We start from the raw sequence: 21,327 nt of genomic DNA, 5'->3' as shown, positions 1-21,327 counted from the left end.
GAGGATGGTTTTTGTCCGAGGAGTTTTATAAATTATCTAGAAAAAAAGGGACTGAAAAAAGTATCTCCCTTTTTTCAGTCCCTTTCAAAATATTTGCTATTTTGTTTGCTTTTCCGATTCTATTTCTTCAACAAGAACGGATAACTCTGTCCATCTGCTCATCGCTTCTTCCAGTTCTTTTTCGAGCTTTTTCTGGTTCTCCATAAAATCCCGAGCCTTATCAAAGTCGCTGCCCGTTTTTTCTATATCTTCAGCAATGCCTTCCAACTTTTGTTCTAAAGTTTCGATTCGGTCTTCAATCGTATCCCATTCTAATTGATCCTTGTAGGCCAGTTTCTTCGGTTTATCTTTGCTTGCTGTTGGTTCATCATTATTAATTTTTTCTTTTTTAATTGGTGAGGAATCTTCCTGTTTCTGTTTTTCAGAATCTAACCACTCACTATAGGAACCATAATAGCGTGATATTTTTCCATCTCCTTCAAATACAAGAAGCTTTTCAATCACTCTGTCAAGGAAATACCTATCATGGGATACTGTAATGACTACTCCCGGAAATTGATCTAAATAATCTTCTAGTACGGATAGCGTTTGTGTATCAAGATCGTTTGTAGGCTCATCCAGAAACAGTACATTCGGTTCTTCCATTAGTGTCTTTAATAAAAACAATCTGCGTCTTTCGCCACCAGACAATCGGCGAATATGAGTCCATTGCGCTGATCTTGAAAAGAGAAAGCGTTCCAGCATTTGCTCAGCAGTAATAACTTCTCCCTTGGATGTATGCACAACTTCAGCAGTTTCTTTAATATAATCTATCATGCGTAGATTCTCATCCATCTCCTCATGATTTTGTGTGTAATAACCAATTTTAACCGTTTCACCAATATCAAGAGTTCCTTCATCAGGGGTGATTCGTCCAGCCATCATGTTTAATAACGTCGTTTTACCGATCCCATTTGGTCCTATAATACCTAGACGTTCACCTGGAATAATTAAATAGTCTAATTTGTTAACCAGTGTTTTATCATCATATGATTTACTGATGTTTTCCAATTCAATCACTTTTTTCCCTAGTCTGTGGGATCCGATTGAAAAATCTACATTTTGCAGCTTCGCATTAGGTGTGTCATCCTGAAGAGTTTCTACCCTTTGTTTTCGTGCTTTTTGTTTTGTAGATCTAGCCTTCGCTCCCCGTCTTAACCAAGCCAACTCACGGCGCAGCAAATTTTGACGTTTTGTTTCTTTATTACCTTCATCTAGTTCACGTAATGACTTCTTCTCAAGAAACAACTCATAGTTACCATCATATTGGTAAAGTTCCCCATGATCTAATTCAAAAATTCGTTTTGTAACACGATTGAGAAAGTAGCGATCGTGAGTAATTAGGATAATGGCACCAGGATAGTTAGATAAAAAACCTTCTAGCCACTCTATTGTAATATTGTCAAGATGGTTGGTTGGCTCGTCCAATAACAGTAAGTCCACTGGTTGGATGAGAGCTTTAGCAATCGAAACCCTTTTTCTTTGGCCCCCGGAAAGCTCACTAACCTTTTTTGAATATTCAGGAACTCCCAGTTTCGTCAGTACCGTTTCGGCAATCGTATTAGCTTCCCAAGCACCTTCATCATCCATTTTTCCTTGAGCTTTAATGAGTCTATTTTGAGCCCCTTCATCATTAGGGTTCTTTTCTAAAAGAATTTGAGCCTCTTCATAAGCTCTCAGCGTTTTCATAACAGCTGAATTGCCATAATATACTTGATCCAAAACAGTTAGTTCTTCTTCTAAAATTGGCTCCTGAGGTAAATATTCCAGGAGAAAGTCATTAGAGTGGTCTAGCTTTCCACCTTCTTTACCTTCAATACCCGATAACACTTTTAATAGTGAGGACTTGCCCGTTCCATTCACACCTATTAGCCCGATTCTGTCTTTTTTTTCTATTGAAAAGGAGATGTCATTAAACAATGTTTTCTCCCCGTAAGTTTTACGTAAATCTGTTACCCTGAACATACTCATGAATTGATCATCCTTCTCTACTTACTCTTACCTCTCATTGTATCTGAAAAAAGGAATTCGCGATAGGTCCCCGCACAGTTCCTATGGTAAAATAATAGAAGCAGCGATGCTATGTGAAACTTTTTGCTTTTTTAAACGTAACTATTTATGAAAGGAATTCAATTAATTTAGTTAGAAAACAAGATAATTGGTTCATCATTGAACACAGTACAACGATTGATTATAAGGATGAGGTGAAGGTAATGACTCAAATGATTTTAGTAAGTGCGCTTTTAGCACTTTTATTTTTGCCGCTTGAACTCAGTTGGTGGCGAATGGCATTTTTCCGTAAATGGATTCCTGTCCGTTACATATTAGGTATTATATATGGAGTATCTTTATTTTACTTCGGATTGCTCGACCAAAGCTTAACTGCTATTATTGCCGCTTATTTACCTATCATAGGAATTGGATTAATTGTTGATAACACACTTATTTTTATGTTTAAAAAATCTTTCCGGAAGAAACAGGCAACCACCGGTGCTGCTATTGGATTAATAGTGCTCGTAGGTTTCTCTATATTCTGGCTGATACAACCTTTATTTTTAGCAGATGTAAAATTTGATCTTGCTGATGGAGAAGAAGTTACAGTCGAAGAAATGGATCCTGTAAATGAAGAAAATATTCCTATTGTGCCAAGAAGTTATGCCCAATACCGGTCTAATGTTTTAATGGGCCAATTAGAAAATCCGGCCTTTTATACTCTAGGGGAAACAAGGATTCAACGGGCGGATGAATCCCTCTATTGGATTACTCCGATTGAATATGATGGTATTTTCCGTTGGTATCGAAGTGACTTTGTTCCGGGTTACATTAGAGTGAGTGCAGAAAACCCTCGGGAAGAACCTGAACTTGTTTATACTGAAATGAATTATGTTCCGTCTGCGTATTTCCATGAAAATTTAGAGCGTCATGTTCGCACAGAATACCCAGAGATTGTTATGCATGACACGACATTTGAAATTGATGAAGAAGGCAACCCTTTTTACATTATTAGTTACGGGCATTTCACTGAATTTCGTCGTGTGGCAGAAGTCGACGGCGTCGTCACCATTAACCCTGCAAGTGGAGAAATGGAAAAATACGATGTTGAAAATACTCCTGCATGGATAAATAGAATTTACCCTCCTCACATTGCCGAAGAGAGAAACACATGGTTTGGTATTTACAAACAAGGCTTAATTAACCGCTTTTTTGGCAGAGAAGGGCTTACACAACCTACTGAATGGGGCGCTGATGATGCTGTGACCGGCGTTGTCAATGCGGACCTTCAGCTAAACTGGTTTACGGACCATATGCGTTTACAAAACGAAGGAGAAGAAGCCTCAAATTCCATGGTTGGTTTTACAATGTTTGATACAAGAACCGGAGATCTGAATTACTTTCGGGATGCTAGTGGAATGTTAAACGGTCGAACTGCAATGAACTTAGCTGAGCGTACATTCCGTCGTGATGACTATGTTCCAGGAACACCATCCTTGTACAATATATATGGTCAATATACATGGGTCGTTCCTCTAATGGATCGTAATTCTGTCTTTAGACAAGTGATGCTTGTCAGTGCACGTGATGAGAATGTATATGGTCACGGAGAAACAAAACGGGAGGCTTTTGGTGCCTATCAACTAGAACTCTCCAGAAATATAGACGAGGATATTGTGCCTGGTGAATTAACTGATATGGTTGAAATCACCTCAACAGTTGAACGAGTCTATCAATGGGACCGGGAAGATAATGTTACAATCAGGCTATTGTTAGAAGGGGAAGATCGAATTTTCACCGTTAACGCATCTTCATACCCTCGATCAGTATTCATTGAACCTGGTGATGAGATAACAATATCTTTCATGGATTCAGGGGAAGACATTCAAGTTATCGAAGAACTAGATTTTTAAATAGAATCCTTCGTTCCCAAGAAAATCGTCCGTTTAGAGCGAATTCGATTACTCTGTTCGAAGTAAAACTACAATCGTATTAATATTCAACACAACAACCAATAAAAAAGGATGGTACCGCATGAAACAATTTGCGGTACCATCCTTTTTTTAAGAGATAATTTATAAAATTAGCAGCTACCTTCACACCGCGCGTATCAAGGGAAACCCTCCCTTCTTTTCGAGTAGCACCTACACGCAATTCGAAGGTGCTACTCGTGGCGGTGGAAGCTGACGCTGTATTTAATAAAAGACGGCTATGCCGTTTTTCTTATAAAACTTTTATTTCGCAGAGATGAGTGATCTCGCCTTTTTGGTTGCTTCCACCATATTCTCTAGTGCTGCGATCGTTTGATCCTCTGTACGTGTCTTAAGACCACAATCCGGGTTGACCCAGAACGATTTCGCAGGTAAAACTTCCAATGCTTTTTCAATTACCTGAACCATATCGTTTATTTCTGGGATTCGCGGACTGTGAATATCATAAACACCTAGCCCGATTCCTTTTTCATATACATTCGTTTTAAATATTTGTATTAGTTCACCATGACTGCGGGATGTTTCAATAGAGATAACATCAGCGTCTAATGCATTTATTGAATCGATAATGTCGTGAAATTCACAATAACACATATGAGTATGTATTTGTGATGTTGGAAGAACGTGTGCTGTTGCTATACGGAATGATTCAACAGCCCAAGATAAGTATTCCTGTTGATCCTCCGCTTTTAGAGGAAGTCCTTCTCGCAATGCCGGTTCATCTACTTGAATCATTTCAATCCCTGCATTCTCTAACGCTTCAATTTCCTCTACAAGAGCTTTCGCTATTTGCCTGGTTACTTCCTTGTTTGAGATGTCATCTCTTACAAATGACCAGTTCAGGATCGTTACAGGACCTGTGAGCATTCCCTTTACCGGTTTCTTCGTTAATGTTTGTGCATATGCTGTTTCTTTCACAGTCATTGGTTGATCAAAGTTTACATTCCCGTAAATCACCGGAGGCTTCACACAACGAGACCCGTAGGATTGAACCCAGCCATTCTTAGTAACCGCGAATCCTTCAAGCTTTTCTCCAAAATACTCTACCATGTCATTTCTTTCAAATTCTCCATGTACAAAAACATCGAGACCAACCTTTTCTTGAATGTCTATCCACTTTTCAATCTTTTCGTTAATTAACGACTCGTATTTAAGGTCGTCTAGCTCCCCTTTACGCCACTTTGTTCTTGCTTGACGCATATCTTTCGTTTGGGGAAAGCTTCCAATAGTCGTAGTAGGTAAGAATGGCAGATTCCATTTTTTCTCTTGCAGACCTTTGCGTTTCTCAAAAGAGAGCTCTCTCTCTGTTTTAATACCTGCAAGTGTTTGCGCCTCAATATCTTTTCTGAAAGGAGATTGGTTGAATTCCTCTACTTGTTTTTGATGGTTTTGAAAGTCTTGTGAATATTCCTTGCTACCAGAACGGAAATGATCACCTAATAGTTTTAGCTCAACTAATTTTTCATCAGCAAAAGCAAGCCCGTCTTTGAGTTCTTTTGTTAATTTCACTTCCTGATTTAAGGATACTGGAACATGTAAAAGACTTGAAGAAGTTTGAATGAGTAATCTCTCACTGGATACTAAGCCTTTTAATTCTTCTAATAGTTGCACAGATTTCATTAAATCAGCTTTCCAAATATTTCGACCATCAATTAGGCCAACTCCAAGAATTTTATCGTTTGGAAAACCTAATTCCTTGATATATTGCAGGTTCTTCCCTTTGTCATGCTTGAAATCCAACCCAAGTCCTTTAACTGGAAGAGAGACAATCTCGCTATAATAATCGACGGAATCGAAATAAGTTTGAAGAAAGATATTAGCTTCTGGTACAGCCTTTGTAAGCTTTTTATATAATTCTTTGAATTGATTAATATCTTCTTGCGACAATGATGTCACTAATGATGGCTCATCTAATTGTATAAGTGAGGCACCTTCGTCATGTAATTCCTTGATAATTTGCTCATATAATGGCGTTAATTTATCAAGCAAAGTCGAAAATTCCTTAGGCTCATACCCTTTAGATAGTTTCAAGAATGTAAAGGGTCCTAATATAACAGGCTTCCCATCAATGCCTAATTCTTTCTTTGCTTCTTTATATGCTTTGAGTATTGTATTTTCTTTAACTTGTGGAGTCCATGAGGCTTCAAATTCAGGTACGATATAATGATAGTTTGTATCAAACCACTTCGTCATTTCACTTGCTTGTCCAGCTTCACTTCCCCTTGCCATCGAAAAAAATGTTTCAAGTGTATCATTTTGCTTTGATTTAAACCTGTCTGGGATAACTCCAAACATCATTGCTGTGTCTAGTACATGATCATAGTAACTGAAATCTCCCACCGGAATAAGATCAATTCCACTATCTAATTGTTTTTGCAAATGCGATAGTCTAATTTGCTTCATTTTTTCATTCAAAATCTCTTCAGTAATATCTCCTTGCCAATAGGATTCTAGTGCCCTCTTCCATTCTCTTTCTTGCCCTATTCGTGGATAACCTAGATTACTTGTTTGCAAAATTATTTTCCCCTCTCATTTTTAAAACTATTATCTTCGGTTTGAGTTACGATGACCTAAAGGATCTATTCCCTATCAAAACGAAAAAAAAGGATATTTTCGCCACCTCTAAAAGGGGCAAAAATATCCTTACGTATTTGTATGAGATACTAATGACACCTCCCTATTTCCCGTAGGTCGACAGTGTTGAGAACTAGGCAGGTCTCCTGACTTTTAAATCATCATGAATTTGGCCTTCCCGGAAATCAATTCCAGTGACATCATCAAATTCACTCATTAAATACAGTGGCGGGACCGTTCTGGATTTTCACCAGATTCCCTTTTAATTGTTTAATATTCAGTCTTTTTTTAATAAAACATGAGAAATTAAACAAACCTATTTCATCATTATGAAATTCCTTGAATCTTACTTCTTTTCAGACTATTTGTCAATAGCCGCACTATTGAATTATCAATACCAAGAATGAAAAAAGGCCTGCACCACTTGGATTTATTCCAATGATGCAGGCCTTTCAAAAAGTTTTTATTATCTGCTCTCTTTTTTATAAGCCAATGATTTAACTTTAGCAGCTGGTCTGCTGCTACTGCTTCCGCTATTTCGACCGCGATCACGATCTGTGCGTGGACGACTGTTCGGCTTTCTTGAACCGCCACCTCCGTCACGTCGTTTACCACCGCCGCCGTAGCTTCCGCCACCTCCGCCGCCACGTCGTTTAGAGTGGGCAGGAGCTTCGCTTGTAAGACGAACTGGTGTCTGACTTGGCTCTTTCGTCATCGTTTTCAAAGCTGCTGCGACAAGTGTCTCAGCATCATGCTCAGCCAATAAAGACTTAGCCGCTGCCATTAAATGTTCAAAATTACCTTTACGTAGAGACTCCTGTAAGTGATTCACAGAACGATCTTGACGACCAGCTAAAGCATCTTCATACGTAGGCATAGATTGACGCTTCATTGTTTTTTTAGTAACCTTCTCAATGATTTTAAGATGATCACGTTCTTTTGGCGTCACAAAGCTAAATGCGATACCACTTTTTCCTGCTCGGCCAGTTCGGCCAATTCGGTGAACGTAGCTTTCCGAATCTTGAGGAAGATCAAAGTTAAAGACGTGCGTAACATTATTTACATCTAGTCCACGAGCAGCAACATCTGTAGCTACGAGAATTTCGATTGTTCCACGTTTGAATTTACGAATAACTGCATCACGGCGTTCTTGCTTCATGTCTCCGTGTAAACCTTCAGCAGCGAATCCACGAATACCTAGTGATTCTGTTAATTCATCGACGCGACGTTTTGTTCTACCAAAAACAATCGCTAATTCTGGTGGATCAACGTCTAAAATATGACTTAGAGCATCAAATTTTTGCTTTTCCTGCACTTCAATATATCGTTGTTCAATATTTTCGACAGTCATTTCCTTTGATTTAATAGCAATAGTAACTGGGTTTGTCATAAACGAATTAATAACTGTTTTTAATCGCTTCGGCATTGTTGCAGAGAATAACATCGTCCGACGATCTTCTGGAACTTCTTTAAGGATCGTTTCAATATCTTCAATGAAACCCATGCTTAACATTTCATCTGCTTCATCCAATACTACTGTGTTCATATATTCAGGACGAATTGTTTTACGGCGCATATGATCCATAAAACGACCAGGAGTACCAACAATAATTTGTGGATTTTTTTTCAAACCTCGAATTTGTTTCGAAATTTCTTGCCCACCATAAATTGGCAAAGCTGTAACTCCTTTTTCTTTTCCTAACTTATTTAACTCTTCACAAACCTGCATAGCTAACTCACGTGTTGGAGCTAATACTAGACCTTGAGGATGACGAGCTTTCGGATCAACTGATTCTAACAAAGGAATACCAAATGCTACGGTCTTACCTGTACCAGTTTGAGCCTGTCCAATAACATCTCTACCATCTTTTGCAACAGGTATTACTTGTTCCTGAATTGGTGTTGCTTCCGTAAATCCCATTTTCTCGATCGCTTTTAATATTGGTTCCTCGATATTTAAATCTTTAAAAAGTGCCAAATTTATAATCTCCTTTTGGTTCATCTTTCCCGTAACGGCGCAAGGTAATTCTTAAAATTACTAAGCGCTATATCAATAATATTTAAAGAAAACAGCCCATTCCTTATAGATAAACGGAACAAGCTGCTTATGTTATCCTCGTTTTGAAGGGCTTCATCTTTATCTTATACGAAAAGGATGAATTTCATGTATTTTTTTATTGATTTTAAATCAACCTTTTAACTATATCATATTTTTACCAAACTGACCACTAATTTCTTCATTCTACGTTTTAGGTGCCAATGACTTAAGATCAAGCAGCTCTTCAATATCATCTTTGCCTAACGATGTAATCATTGTTTCGCCAGGTTGGATCACACGATCTAATAGATCACGTTTCTTCGCCTGTAGCTTGTGAATTTTTTCTTCGATTGTTCCTGTTGTAATCATTTTAGTCACTTGCACGACTCGTTTTTGTCCATATCGGTAAACGCGGTCTGCTGCCTGTTCTTCCACGGCAGGATTCCACCACGAATCAAACAAAATGACCGTGTCTCCTCCGGTTAAATTCAACCCTGTTCCACCTGCTTTTAAAGAGACGAGAAATAAGTCTTTTTCGCCATTATTAAATCTCTCGGCAAGTTCTACTCTGTCTTTTCCGGGAGTCGAACCATCTAAATAATGATAATCCCGTCCCGCTTCAAATAGGCGACTCTTAATAATCGAAAGCATTGTTGTGAACTGACTAAACAGCACCACTCGTCTTCCTGAGTTTCGTGCTTCTTCTAAATATTCCATTAATCGCTCTAATTTACCCGAACTTCCTTCATATTCTTTTAAAAACATACCTGGATGGCAGCAAATCTGTCTTAGTCTTGTTAATCCAGCAAGTATTTTCATACGATTTTCCTGTAATTTATTTTCTTGAATAGCTGAGCTTGCTTCTGCCTGTAAAAGCTGAAGTTGCCCTAAATACAATGCCTTCTGGTCTTTTGTTAAGTTTGTGTACTCTACGGACTCAATTTTCTCTGGAAGTTCTGTTAATACATCCTTTTTCATTCTTCTCATTACAAACGGTTTTATACGTTTTGCAATTCTAGCTTCCTCCATATTTTTATACATATGTCTATTTTTGAAAATTCCCGGTTGGACAACAGATAATATGGAGAACAACTCATCCAGCGAATTTTCGATTGGAGTACCACTCAATGCAAAACTTTTCGATGCTTTTATTGCCTTCACTGCTTTAGCTGTCAGTGTACCCTCGTTCTTTATATACTGTGCTTCATCTAAGACCATTGTTGTAAAAGACTGTTCCTCATAATCTTTGATGTCCCGACGAATTAACGGATAGGAAGTAATCCATACATCACAGTTTTTTGCCTGTTCAAGTACCTCTTTTCTTTCCGTTAACGATCCTGAGATAATTGCAGTGGTTAAGGTGGGAGCAAAACGTTCAATCTCTTTTTGCCAGTTATAGACAACACTTGATGGACAAATAACAAGAGCCGGTCCCGCATCATACTCTTCTTTCACAGCCTGCAAATAGGCAATCGTTTGAAGTGTTTTTCCCAATCCCATGTCATCCGCTAAAATTCCGCCAAATCCATAGTAGGACAGGGACATTAGCCATTGAAAACCACGTTTCTGATAGTCTCTGAGCACATCATCTAAATGAGCTGGTATTGGAAAGTCAATCTCCTCAGGATCGGTCAGTCGTTCAATAAGCTTTTTGAAAGCACGATCTCTCTTAACCAGCACTTCATTGGTCTCCGAGAGTTGAAAAGCACGATACATAGGAACTTGAGCACTTGCTGATGCATCCTTACTGGATATTTCAAGATCCTCCATCACTTGTTTCATTCCTTGAAACTCTTCACTTTGCAAATGAAGATATGCTCCTGAATCTAAACGGTAATATTTCTTATTATCTAAAAGACTTCTTAAAACCTCTGACATTTCTTCTTCAGAAATTCCTTCAATTTCAAACTCCACATCTAAATAATTGAATTTCTCATTCGTTTCTACTTTTACAGCGGGACGTTCTAGCGGCTGATAGACAACATTCCGTAAGTTTGACGTAGCATACAAGTGAAACAGCTCCGAGAGTTCCGGTATATCGTAAGAAACGAAGTGAAGAATTTCCTCTATGTCATCCAGATACAGTTCTGTACCATTGAATTTAAAAGGCACGTTTTCAATATACGACAATAAATAAAATTCTTTTTCAACGTCCCTGACAATCAGCTGATTTCCTTCCTTTTCGGTTTGTTTAAACGGAGAAAAAGTTACTTCTCCATACTGAAAAACCACTTCAGCTGTTGCCCTCTCTTCATTATAATCTACATATAACTTAGCAACCAATGGCGACATTTGAATGTTTTCCCGGATGGAATCGCTCAGGGAGACGTCACCTATTTCTCTTAGCCTAGGCAAAACAACCGAAGCAAACGTTTCTAATTGATTTTCTTCTACGAGCAATTCCGGCGTATCTTCGAGTACCATTTGAAAAAACAAAGAATCGAACGCTTCAAGCTGTGCCCCTTCTAAAGGGTAAAAAGTTCCTAATAAATATAAGAGCCCGTATCGTTTGCCAAAATATTGAGCATACATGGCTCCTTCCCATTTCATCCGATAAATACCTTGATTTGACGAATCCTCCACTACACTAAATTCTAGTGGTGGCTTCCCTGTACTGATTTCAAAATGATCGAGAGGACTAAATGCATCTTCAATGACTATTTTTCGTGGTTGTAACAACTGAAGCATCTCCATCACATATGAGGAGGGAATATGAAAACTCCGCTGCTGTTCCGCTGTTCTTCTCAAGTAAGAATAAGAGAAAGCAGGTTCATCCGATTTTTTCATATCTAAAATCATGCTCATTTTACGAAAGATTTCAATATCTTCTTCTTCAAAGAAATAGTCGGATGGATGATACGTAAATAGTTTTGAAAATTTCAGTGCTTCGTTCTCTTCAACTGCTTTTAACAAATCGGTAATGCTTTTTACGACGTACAATCGTTTAGGTCCAATTTTCAATTCTAATTCAATTGCTCCGGCTATTCTTTTGCTGAATGTGGATTCTAACTTAATCGTATATTCCACTTGCAATGCTTCCCGTTCATGAAATGTTTCCTGTTTTTTTACGTATAATTGTTCAAATGATTCAATGAGTTGCGAAGTTCTCTTTCTTTCTTCCGAAGTCACATTAAATTGGGAAACTTGAGCAGTTACGTCAGCATTTATTTCACTTAACATTGCTTGCCCCTTCTTGTCTTCAGAGATGGCAATAAGTGCTGCAACAACATGTTTACACGGTCCAGAGTATGCTTCATCTGCTGGACAAGAGCATTCCATCCGATTCAAATTCAAACTCGAATCAAATCCAATTTCAACTTTATAAAGCTCGTTCCCTGCTACTTCAGCTTCATACATAGACTTTTCCTTATTTATTGATAAATCCAAAACGTTATTTAATTGGAAGTATTTCTTTCCTTTATTGAAAGTTTGCGTATGTGCGGAAATATTGGATATATCTTCTATTGTCATTGTTTTCAGGTTCATTTTCCCCACCTGCTTTTCCATTTAATTGAAATCTAGGTCATAAAAATATCTAATCTTTTAATCTTACCAAAAAATTTGAAATAAATCTAAATTTTAATGATGAACAAATATATTATTCTTTATATTTTGGTTTTGTTATCACTGAATACAGGTTTAATTAGTACTTGGTATGTGGATTCGAGCCCTCTGTTCGAAAGCATACAACATTCTCTAAAATCAAGAGTTTCACCTAACCAAATGATCTTAGATATTAATGAAAATAAACAAAGATTACAGAATTAACATGAAATTAACTTAAACACTAAAGGAATGTAAAGTCTGGTTAATATGTTATCTGTAAAGTGAATCTTGTACATATAAAACGAAAGGAGCGTATTTATGTAGTTTTATGCCATGTAAATTAAGATTTTTTAGTGTATGTATGATTATATTTTCTTGTGCTTTTATTATTAAAGATTTATCTGCTCACGTAAGATCCTGCTTGAAATTTACCTGAATGCTAAAGCCTCTTCTTCCTGATGCCTATACTAGGATTACCAATCTTGCATATCTTCAATCATTGAAAGCAGGGGTAGTTTTCTGTAACTAGCAATCGTAAAACCTACACTATAAAAACTTAATATTTTGAATTAACTGAATAAATATTGACAGGTTACCTTGCAACATTGCTTTATAGTTTGATTACTACGTATATGATAATCCCTAAATCTATTAAAATATGAGGAGGTAACAATGAGAAATCTATCAAAAAATAAGTTTTTTACTAGTTTCCTAATTGCTATTATATTGATGGCAAACTTATCCAGTGTGTTTGCTCCTATGGCGAATGCAGCAGAAAATGAGGAACCATTAACAGTCGCTGAGGTGCTTGAATTAGAAGTTGGAACGGATGTCACTGTAAAAGGGTACATAGTTGATGCATTTAATGGTAACTATGCTCTTAAGTTATCTGATTCATTGGAAGACACATCTTCTTCTATCAATGTAAAATTAGAATCCGATCAAAGAGATACATTCAATCCACAGCTTAATCTTAATGCTCTAGATAAAGAAGTTATTATTACTGCTAAGATTGGACATTACTTTTCAGTTAAAGCTATAACCGGGGTTTCAAACATTGAATTTGTTGATCCCTCCGTGCCGACTGGACCCGAGGAACCTGAAGAACCTAACGAGTCGATCAGTATTGACGAAGCACGTGATTTAGCTGATGGCCAATTGGCAATGGTGGAAGGAATAGTTCTTGCTAGTCCTTCCACCATTGGAAATGGTCAATATTCTACCTATATTCAGGATGATACAGGCGGAATTAACCTGTTTTCTTATGAACAAGGAGAATTGCCGTCTCTGGAAAAGGGAGACAAAGTAAAAGTATCTGGAGAACTAGAAACATATAACGGATTAAAAGAAATTATACCCAGTGCGGTAGAAGTAATTGAACAAGATCAACCTTTACCCGAGCCAAAACCTATTACATTAGCAGAAATGACTGATGGTTCGTTCGCAGAACAATATGAGGGACAGTTAGTTAACGTCACTGGATACGTGAATAATATTCCTGAAAGTCCAGCTGGTGGCGGCTATAATATTTCCCTAGTTGATGGAGACTTTAACGGGACAACATTACGCATCATGGATGGTTCACTTCCAATTTCAGAGATCGAAGCAGGAAATTGGTATGATGTGACAGCGATTATGAGTCAATACAATTCCTATCAATTAATTCCAACTGGAGCAAGTGACATTTCGCTTGCCGATGAGCAACCAGAACCTCCAACTGCTTCTGGTGAATATACTTCAACAGTTATGTATGTAACCGATGGCGATACTATCCGCTTAAACACTCCAGTACTGGGAGCTGATCGTGTTCGATTTGTAAATATTGATACTCCCGAAACAGGGATGGGTTCAGCAAATGGGGCTCATGGAGATAATCAAAATAAACATGGGGTGTATGCTACCGATTACTTAAAGGGGCTATTGCAAGAAGGCGATGAAGTTACCCTGAAAGTCGGTGAAGAACCAACGGACGCATATGGTCGTTTGCTTGCTCAAGTCATTAATAAAGATGGTATTAACACGAACTTAGAAATGGTAAAAGAAGGTTATGCATCTTCATACTTTATTTGGCCAGTTGGTGATGAAGAAGAATATGAACAATTCCAATCAGCTACAAGAGAAGCAAAAAATACTGAAAAAGGAATTTGGAATCCAGAAGACCCACTAATTGAACAACCATTTGAATATCGCGCAATTTTGGAAGGTGGAGATTTCCACAGATATGTTGGTCACTCCGATACAAAAGAATATGTAGAACCTCTGGAATGGAATCTAGTACCAGTGGATAAGCGCATTTTCTTCGCTAGTGAAGAAGAAGCCGAAACTCAAGGATATGTTCCGGCAGAAGCTGATGGAACATATCCTGAAGTACCATCCGAAGATCTTTTAGAAGTGCAATTACTAAGCATGAACGATCTTCATGGAAAGATTGATCAAGAATATGAGCTTGATCTTGATGGTGACGGCGTGATGGATGGAACATTTGGAAGAATGGACTATGTGTCATCATTTATAAAAAACAGGAAGCTGGAAAATGAAAATACTCTTGTCGTTCATGCTGGCGATATGATTGGTGGAAGCTCCCCAGTATCAGGACTTTATCAAGATGAACCGACGGTAGAAATTATGGAAGAAATCGGTTTTGACATTGGTACAGTAGGCAATCATGAGTTTGACGAAGGTACAGACGAACTAATTCGCATGGTAAATGGCGGTGATCATCCCGAAGGATTAGGAACAGAAGGTTATGATGGGATGAACTTTGATAACCTTTGTGCAAACTGTGTCTATAAAGATTCAGGCGAAACCATTTTAGATCCCTACACAGTAAAAGAAGTAGATGGCGAAAAAATTGGATTTATCGGAGTTAATACGCAGGCATCAGCCAATATGGTAATGCCAGCTGGAATTGAAGATATTGAATTTACCGATGAGGCTACAGCTGTCAATGAGGCAGTTGTTGAGTTGCAAGCTGACGGTGTAGAGGCCATAGTCGTATTAGCACATATGCCAGCCGATCAAAATGGTGATTCTGCTACCGGAGATTCTGCAAATCTAGCAAATGAAGTTGATGATGCAGTTGATATTATCTATGCGGCTCACAATCACCAAGTTGTTGATGCAGTAGTTGATAATAAACTTATTGTACAAGCATCAGAGTACGGAAAAGCTTTTGCTGACGTTGATATCGAGATTGATCGCGAAACAGGTGATATTGTTAGTAAAGAAGCAGAAATTGTATTTGTAGATCAAAGTATCATCGATCCAGATCCTGAAGTAACAGCTATATTAGAAAAGTACGAGGATCTCATTTCAGATAAAATGAATGAAGTGCTGGGTTATAACGCCAATACGATGACAGGCAGTTATACGGGTGATGGTGACCACGGTTTAGGAAACTTAATTGCAGATGCCATGTTATATTCGATGGACAGCGACTTTGCAATGATGAATGGCGGAGGAATTAGAGACGAGTTACTAGCAGGTGAAGTGACATGGGGCGATTTATACAACATCATGCCTTTTGGAAATACTTTAATGGAGTTTGAAGTAACAGGCGCCGATTTATATGTCATTCTAAATGAACAACTATCAGCTCAATACGGGCCAGATTATAGTATTAGCGGAATGAAATATACTTGGGATTCTGCAACAAACGAAGTGATCGATATCATGTTTATGGATGGTTCGCTGATTGATGAAAATACAACATATACATTAACAGTCAATAATTATATGGGTACGTCGGAAGGTCCAATAAAAGATCTTGGTCAGAATGAAATAATGGGACCAGTAGACTTAGATTCTTTTGTTGATTATGTGAAAAGTCTGGAAACTACAGAAGCAAATCCAATTGATTATACTTCAGAAGGACGTATTGTCGAGGTAGAAGACGGCTCAGGTGGGAATGATTCTCTAGGTGAAGTAACCATTGAAGAAGCACGTGTAGCAAGTGCCGGTACGGAAGTTACCGTCGAAGGTGTTGTTACGACCACTCCAGGCGCATGGGGTAGTAACGGTTTTTATATGCAAGATGAGACAGGCGGCACATATGTTTTTGGTGATGACAGTGTATCTGTCGGGGATACGGTGAAGCTTACAGCAAAAACGGCAAGTTATAATGGTGAATTTCAATTAACAAGTGTCTCAGATTTGGAGATTACAGGTAGTGCAGCTGTTCCAGAAGCACTCGAAGTATCCCCAATTGGAATTAATGATACGAATCAAGGACAATTAGTATCATTAAAAGGAGTGACAATTTCTGAATTGGAAGAAGTAAATAGTTACGGCACATTTGAATTTATAGCATCGAAAGACGACGAGAGTGTGATCATACGAGTCGACAACAGAACAGGTCTAGTATTCTCTGACTTTGTATTTTCAGATGGAGACAGTGTTGATATTATCGGTATTGCTAGTGAGTTCAACGGTGTCTATCAACTAAAACCAACAACAACGGAAGATATTATCGAACATGTAGAAGATACAGAACCAACCAAACCAGGAAAGCCTGGTAATAAACCAGATAAACCCGGTAAGCCTGATAAACCTGGTAAACCTGATAAAAAAGGAAAACCGGATTTCGTAAAAGAAAAGCAAAAAGCAAAAAAGAAGAATAAAAATAAATAGAGACGAAATTGTTGAGTTTACGAGATTTTCTCGTAAACTCTTTTTTAAAATCAGGTAGACCTGCACAGCACTGTCCAAGATAACTTAAACGAATAAAAAGGATGTCACAAGGCATTATCGCCAGATGACACCCCCTTATTCGTGGATTCCTTTTAAACCAACTCACCTTGTGATATTGTCTTTTCTTCCATTTTCAATCCTAGCTTATCACCAATTTGCTGAAGTCTTTCTTGCTCCCCTTTTGTCACAATCGACACGACTGTGCCTGACTTGCCAGCTCGTCCAGTTCGTCCAGACCGATGGACATACTGATGAATATCATTCGCCAAATCAAGCTGGATAACATGTGTTATGTCATCGATATCCAGTCCACGCGAGGCAACATCAGTTGCCATGAGAAGAGGTATTTCTTGACTTCGGAACGCTTTAATGGCCTTTTCCCGTTCTTGTTTCGTCGTTTCCCCATGAAGGATCCCGACATTCGCCCCACGGAATTCAAGGCGACCGGCAAATGTTTCAAGTTCATGGACATCATTGGAAAAAGCCAATCCATATAACCCTTCTAAATGGACTAATTTTCTTAATAGTTTTGATTTTTCTCTTCTTTCACTAACGATGTAATAATGATTCACTCTTTCTAGATGATCTTTGTCCATATTGATTCTAATGACTCGAGGAGAGAGAATTCGATCCTTAGCCATGTCTTCTATTTTTTTAGGTATAGTAGCCGAACATATAATTCGCTGACAATCTTTCATGACACCCTTTAATAGACCATCTGTTTCGTTAATATGCTCTTTTGCAAAAAGCTGATCTGCCTCATCAAAAATAAGCGTGTGCACTTCATGTAGTTTCACTTTTTTTGCTTTTAGAAGTTCAATGATCCTACCAGGTGTAGCTACTAAAATATGTGGTTTTTGCTTTAATTTTTCTAACTGTCGTTTTACATTCGCTCCACCAATCAAAGCCGCAGATAGAATATTACTTCCTTCCGACCAAATATTTACTTGGTCCACAATTTGCATCACTAATTCTCTGGAAGAAGCAATAATAACCACCTGAGCTTGTTTTAGTTCAGGATCTACCTTTGTTAAACTCGGTAAGAGGTAAGCCAATGTTTTGCCGGAACCTGTAGGGGCTTCTGCAATAATATTCTTTCCTTCTTTGGCAGGTTCGATCATTTCTGCCTGAATTTTAGTAAAATCTGTAAAGCCTGATTTCTCCCACGCCTCTTGTAAATAGGGTGGGAAAGTCTGTATGATAGAATTTGGATTGTTCATTAATATCTCCTTTTTACTTATCTTTGAATTTGGCTCTGCTAGCGAGTGGTTTTATGATTTCGTTTTTGCTAAGAAAAATGGCATAGCCGTCTTCTTTATAAATTCTTATCTTTTATAAAATAGATGAACTATCTAGTCCGAATTAAACGATGTCAGTCACTCGAATCGCTATCAAAATTAGTTTATAGCTTGAGTTTAACTCACTTTGTACCAAGAAACCAAATTTTTTATAGAGGTGTTAGCTAACTATGAGTATTTTAACCGTAAATAACCTAAGCCACGGCTTTGGTGACCGTGCAATTTTTAACGATGTTTCCTTCCGTCTGCTAAAAGGCGAGCATATTGGATTAATTGGTGCAAATGGCGAAGGAAAGTCTACGTTCATGAATATTATTACCCGACAGCTGGATCCTGATGAAGGAAAAGTGCAATGGGCTAAAAATGTTAGAATCGGTTTTCTGGATCAACATACTGTGCTGGAAAAAGGGTTAACAATGCGTGATGTGTTGAAAAGTGCTTTTCAGTACTTATACGACATGGAAGCTGAAATGAATGGTATGTATGAAAAGATGGGTGAAGTAACTCCTGAAGAGATGGATACTCTTCTTGAAGATGTAGGAATTCTGCAGGATGTTCTTACAAACAATGATTTTTATGTGATCGATGCAAAAGTCGAAGAAATCGCTCGTGGTCTCGGTTTAGATGAAGTCGGACTTGAAAAAGATGTGAACGATTTAAGTGGAGGTCAACGCACGAAAATATTGTTGGCAAAATTGTTATTGGAAAAACCTGATATTTTGTTACTGGATGAGCCCACTAACTTCTTGGACGAGCAACATATCGAATGGCTGAAACGTTATTTAAATGACTATGAAAATGCATTTATTCTCATTTCACACGATATTCCGTTTCTAAATTCTGTTATCAACCTTGTTTACCACATGGATAACCAAAAACTTGATCGTTATGCGGGAGATTACGACCACTTCCAGCATGTCTATGGTGTGAAAAAACAACAGCTTGAGTCAGCATTTAAAAAGCAGCAAAAAGAAGTCGCCGATTTAAAAGACTTTGTTGCCCGTAATAAGGCCAGAGTATCAACACGGAACATGGCAATGTCCCGTCAAAAGAAGCTCGACAAAATGGATATGATTGAATTGGATCAAGAAAAACCGAAGCCGGAATTTAACTTCAAATTAGCTCGTACGTCTAGCAAGCTGATATTTGAAGCCAATGATCTCGTTATAGGATATGATGAGCCGTTATCAAAGCCTTTGAATCTTCGTATGGAAAAAGGCCAAAAGCTGGCGCTCGTCGGTGCAAATGGAATTGGAAAAACAACGTTGCTTAAGAGTTTACTAGGTGAAATTCAACCTTTGGAAGGCTCCGTAAAACGAGGAGAAAACCAGTTTCTCGGCTATTTCGAACAAGAGGTGAAAGGTAAAAATACGAACTCTTGTATCGAAGAGATCTGGGAAGAATTCCCTCACTTTTCTCAATATGAAGCACGTGCAGCTCTTGCTAAATGCGGATTAATGCAAAAACATATTGAAAGTAAAGTATCCGTACTAAGTGGTGGAGAAAAAGCTAAAGTTCGTATGTGTAAACTTATAAATAATGAAACAAATGTCTTGGTTCTGGATGAACCTACAAACCACCTGGATGTCGATGCAAAAGCTGAATTAAAACGCGCATTACAGGAATACAAAGGCAGTATTCTTCTAATCAGTCACGAACCCGAGTTTTATCAGGATGTAGTGACAGACGTATGGAACGGTGAATCTTGGACAACAAAAGTATTCTAGGAAGAACGCAGAGCGGTAGCTTGACGGAAACGAGATAACATTCATAGAAAATAACAACGCCAACTAAAAAGATGTCTCAAAAGTCCTTTATGACCTTTTGAGACATCTTTTTTTTACTCTGGTCGTTCCAGTTCAAATATTTTCCCTAGTTTTGCATATTGTTTTCCCCCGAGTCTTGCAACCGGCTTTAATTTCTTCGTATCCACTACCCCATCTTTTATCAAGTCATCATCTACATGGTACTTGACTATTTTCCCAATGATGACATCAGTAGCAGATTCGCCTTCCTCAAACACGAGGTGTTTTTCTAATTTACACTCAAAACGTACTTTCGTCTCTTTGATTGACGGTACACCAACGACATCGCTCACGGTGGGAGAAAGTTTTATCTTATCTACTTCACTTTCATCTGGTGGTAAATTCATGGCTGACTGATTCACCGCTTCGATAATATCTTCATCTGTCACATGAACGACAAACTCTCCAACTTGAAGGATATTGCGCGCTGTATCCTTTTGCTGTCCTTTTTTTCTGCCAATCGATACAGATAACAAAGGTGGTTCAGCAGATATCACATTAAAATAGCTAAACGGTGCCGCATTCAAGACTCCCGCTTCTGATATTGTTGTAATAAACGCAATCGGCCTAGGCGCGACAGCAGATGTGAGTAACTGGTAATTTTGTTTTTTTGATAATTCTGTTGGAATAAATCCCTTCATCATTATCTTTACTCTCCCTTCACGTGACTATCGTACCAACCTTTTGCCTGATCAATTTCATCACGAGTAAGCTGATGGCCTTGATGTGCCCAAAATAGCTCAACTGCTGCTCCTGCACTTTCTAAATGCTTACTTAATTCTTCTGTTTCTTGCGGTGGACAAATAGGGTCATTCGAACCTGCCCCAATGAAAACTGGAATGCCTTTCATGTTTGGCAAATCAAGTCCTCTTCTCGGCACCATCGGATGCAAAAGAACGCCCCCTTTAAAAGGATTATCATAATGGTATAAAAGACTTGCAGCTATATTTGCCCCATTAGAATAACCAACCGCTATGAGATTCTCACGATCAAAACTATAGTCAGTCGCAGCTTGATCAATAAATTCATTCAATTCGCCTGTGCGGAAAATTAAATCTTCTTCATCGAATACACCCTCCGCTAACCTACGGAAAAACCTGTTCATTCCATTCTCATCAACATTTCCTCTCACTCCCAGAACCGACGCATCAGGGTCAATCATTTCTGCAATTGGTAATAAATCCTCTTCATTACCTCCCGTACCGTGAAGTAATAATAACGTTTTTTCATAACCTTCTTTACCCTTTTTAAAAATATGTTTCATGGTTTAACGTCTCCTTTTTTAAAAATTGGCTAGGTTTATTAATGCTGAATGAGAAGTAAGTGAAGCGAACCTCCTCCGAAACTACCGCACA

10 protein-coding genes and 1 riboswitch are annotated in these 21,327 nt (G+C 38.2%); of the genes, 3 read left to right on the top strand and 7 right to left on the bottom strand.

Annotated elements, in window-relative coordinates; genetic code table 11:
- Window positions 1–96: 96 nt before the first annotated feature.
- Window positions 97–2,010, bottom strand: coding sequence for an ABC-F family ATP-binding cassette domain-containing protein (locus ACHABW_RS19775; protein WP_110937014.1), 1,914 nt, complete (start codon window positions 2,008–2,010; stop codon window positions 97–99).
- Window positions 2,011–2,123: 113 nt separating this feature from the next.
- Between ACHABW_RS19775 and ACHABW_RS19770 the strand changes: the two genes are divergently transcribed.
- Window positions 2,124–3,944: a hypothetical protein gene (locus tag ACHABW_RS19770; protein WP_435757853.1), complete on the top strand. Its 1,821-nt coding sequence runs from the start codon at window positions 2,124–2,126 to the stop codon at window positions 3,942–3,944.
- Window positions 3,945–4,265: 321 nt separating this feature from the next.
- On the opposite strand, the gene metE is transcribed toward ACHABW_RS19770, so the two are convergent.
- The 3 genes from metE to ACHABW_RS19755 all read right to left on the bottom strand — a co-directional run bounded on the left by metE (window position 4,266) and on the right by ACHABW_RS19755 (window position 12,120).
- Window positions 4,266–6,539, bottom strand: coding sequence for a 5-methyltetrahydropteroyltriglutamate--homocysteine S-methyltransferase (gene metE / locus ACHABW_RS19765; RefSeq protein WP_435757859.1), 2,274 nt, complete (start codon window positions 6,537–6,539; stop codon window positions 4,266–4,268).
- 176 nt (window positions 6,540–6,715) lie between these two features.
- Window positions 6,716–6,931, bottom strand: a riboswitch (cobalamin riboswitch).
- A 131-nt stretch (window positions 6,932–7,062) separates the two neighbouring features.
- On the bottom strand, window positions 7,063–8,574 hold the full coding sequence (locus tag ACHABW_RS19760) for a DEAD/DEAH box helicase (protein WP_435757851.1): 1,512 nt from the start codon (window positions 8,572–8,574) through the stop codon (window positions 7,063–7,065).
- A gap of 264 nt (window positions 8,575–8,838) precedes the next feature.
- Window positions 8,839–12,120, bottom strand: coding sequence for an SNF2 helicase associated domain-containing protein (locus ACHABW_RS19755; protein WP_435757849.1), 3,282 nt, complete (start codon window positions 12,118–12,120; stop codon window positions 8,839–8,841).
- 732 nt (window positions 12,121–12,852) lie between these two features.
- Between ACHABW_RS19755 and ACHABW_RS19750 the strand changes: the two genes are divergently transcribed.
- Window positions 12,853–16,809, top strand: coding sequence for a 5'-nucleotidase C-terminal domain-containing protein (locus ACHABW_RS19750; RefSeq protein ID WP_435757847.1), 3,957 nt, complete (start codon window positions 12,853–12,855; stop codon window positions 16,807–16,809).
- Between the two features lie 152 nt (window positions 16,810–16,961).
- On the opposite strand, the gene ACHABW_RS19745 is transcribed toward ACHABW_RS19750, so the two are convergent.
- On the bottom strand, window positions 16,962–18,089 hold the full coding sequence (locus tag ACHABW_RS19745) for a DEAD/DEAH box helicase (protein ID WP_110937020.1): 1,128 nt from the start codon (window positions 18,087–18,089) through the stop codon (window positions 16,962–16,964).
- Window positions 18,090–18,337: 248 nt separating this feature from the next.
- Between ACHABW_RS19745 and ACHABW_RS19740 the strand changes: the two genes are divergently transcribed.
- The gene (locus ACHABW_RS19740; RefSeq protein WP_110937021.1) at window positions 18,338–19,894 is read left to right on the top strand and encodes an ABC-F family ATP-binding cassette domain-containing protein; all 1,557 of its coding nucleotides are present in this window, start codon (window positions 18,338–18,340) and stop codon (window positions 19,892–19,894) included.
- A gap of 113 nt (window positions 19,895–20,007) precedes the next feature.
- Here ACHABW_RS19740 and ACHABW_RS19735 read toward each other — a convergent pair whose 3' ends face one another.
- On the bottom strand, window positions 20,008–20,613 hold the full coding sequence (locus tag ACHABW_RS19735; protein ID WP_435757857.1) for a flavin reductase family protein: 606 nt from the start codon (window positions 20,611–20,613) through the stop codon (window positions 20,008–20,010).
- 8 nt (window positions 20,614–20,621) lie between these two features.
- Window positions 20,622–21,236, bottom strand: coding sequence for an alpha/beta hydrolase (locus ACHABW_RS19730; protein ID WP_110937022.1), 615 nt, complete (start codon window positions 21,234–21,236; stop codon window positions 20,622–20,624).
- Window positions 21,237–21,327 lie beyond the last annotated feature (91 nt).

The organism is Salipaludibacillus sp. CF4.18 (genome assembly GCF_051262595.1).
Classification (GTDB): Bacteria; Bacillota; Bacilli; order Bacillales; family Salisediminibacteriaceae; genus Salipaludibacillus; species Salipaludibacillus neizhouensis.
This window is presented reverse-complemented; position numbering and strand designations above follow the sequence as displayed.

Bases quoted from the DNA above. Each gene is read 5' to 3' on its own strand.
- ACHABW_RS19755 (WP_435757849.1), bottom strand. From the start codon at position 12,120: ATGAACCTGAAAACAATGACAATAGAAGATATATCCAATATTTCCGCA.
- ACHABW_RS19740 (WP_110937021.1), top strand. From the start codon at position 18,338: ATGAGTATTTTAACCGTAAATAACCTAAGCCACGGCTTTGGTGACCGT.
- ACHABW_RS19730 (WP_110937022.1), bottom strand. From the start codon at position 21,236: ATGAAACATATTTTTAAAAAGGGTAAAGAAGGTTATGAAAAAACGTTA.
- ACHABW_RS19750 (WP_435757847.1), top strand. From the start codon at position 12,853: ATGAGAAATCTATCAAAAAATAAGTTTTTTACTAGTTTCCTAATTGCT.
- ACHABW_RS19735 (WP_435757857.1), bottom strand. From the start codon at position 20,613: ATGAAGGGATTTATTCCAACAGAATTATCAAAAAAACAAAATTACCAG.
- ACHABW_RS19775 (WP_110937014.1), bottom strand. From the start codon at position 2,010: ATGAGTATGTTCAGGGTAACAGATTTACGTAAAACTTACGGGGAGAAA.
- ACHABW_RS19745 (WP_110937020.1), bottom strand. From the start codon at position 18,089: ATGAACAATCCAAATTCTATCATACAGACTTTCCCACCCTATTTACAA.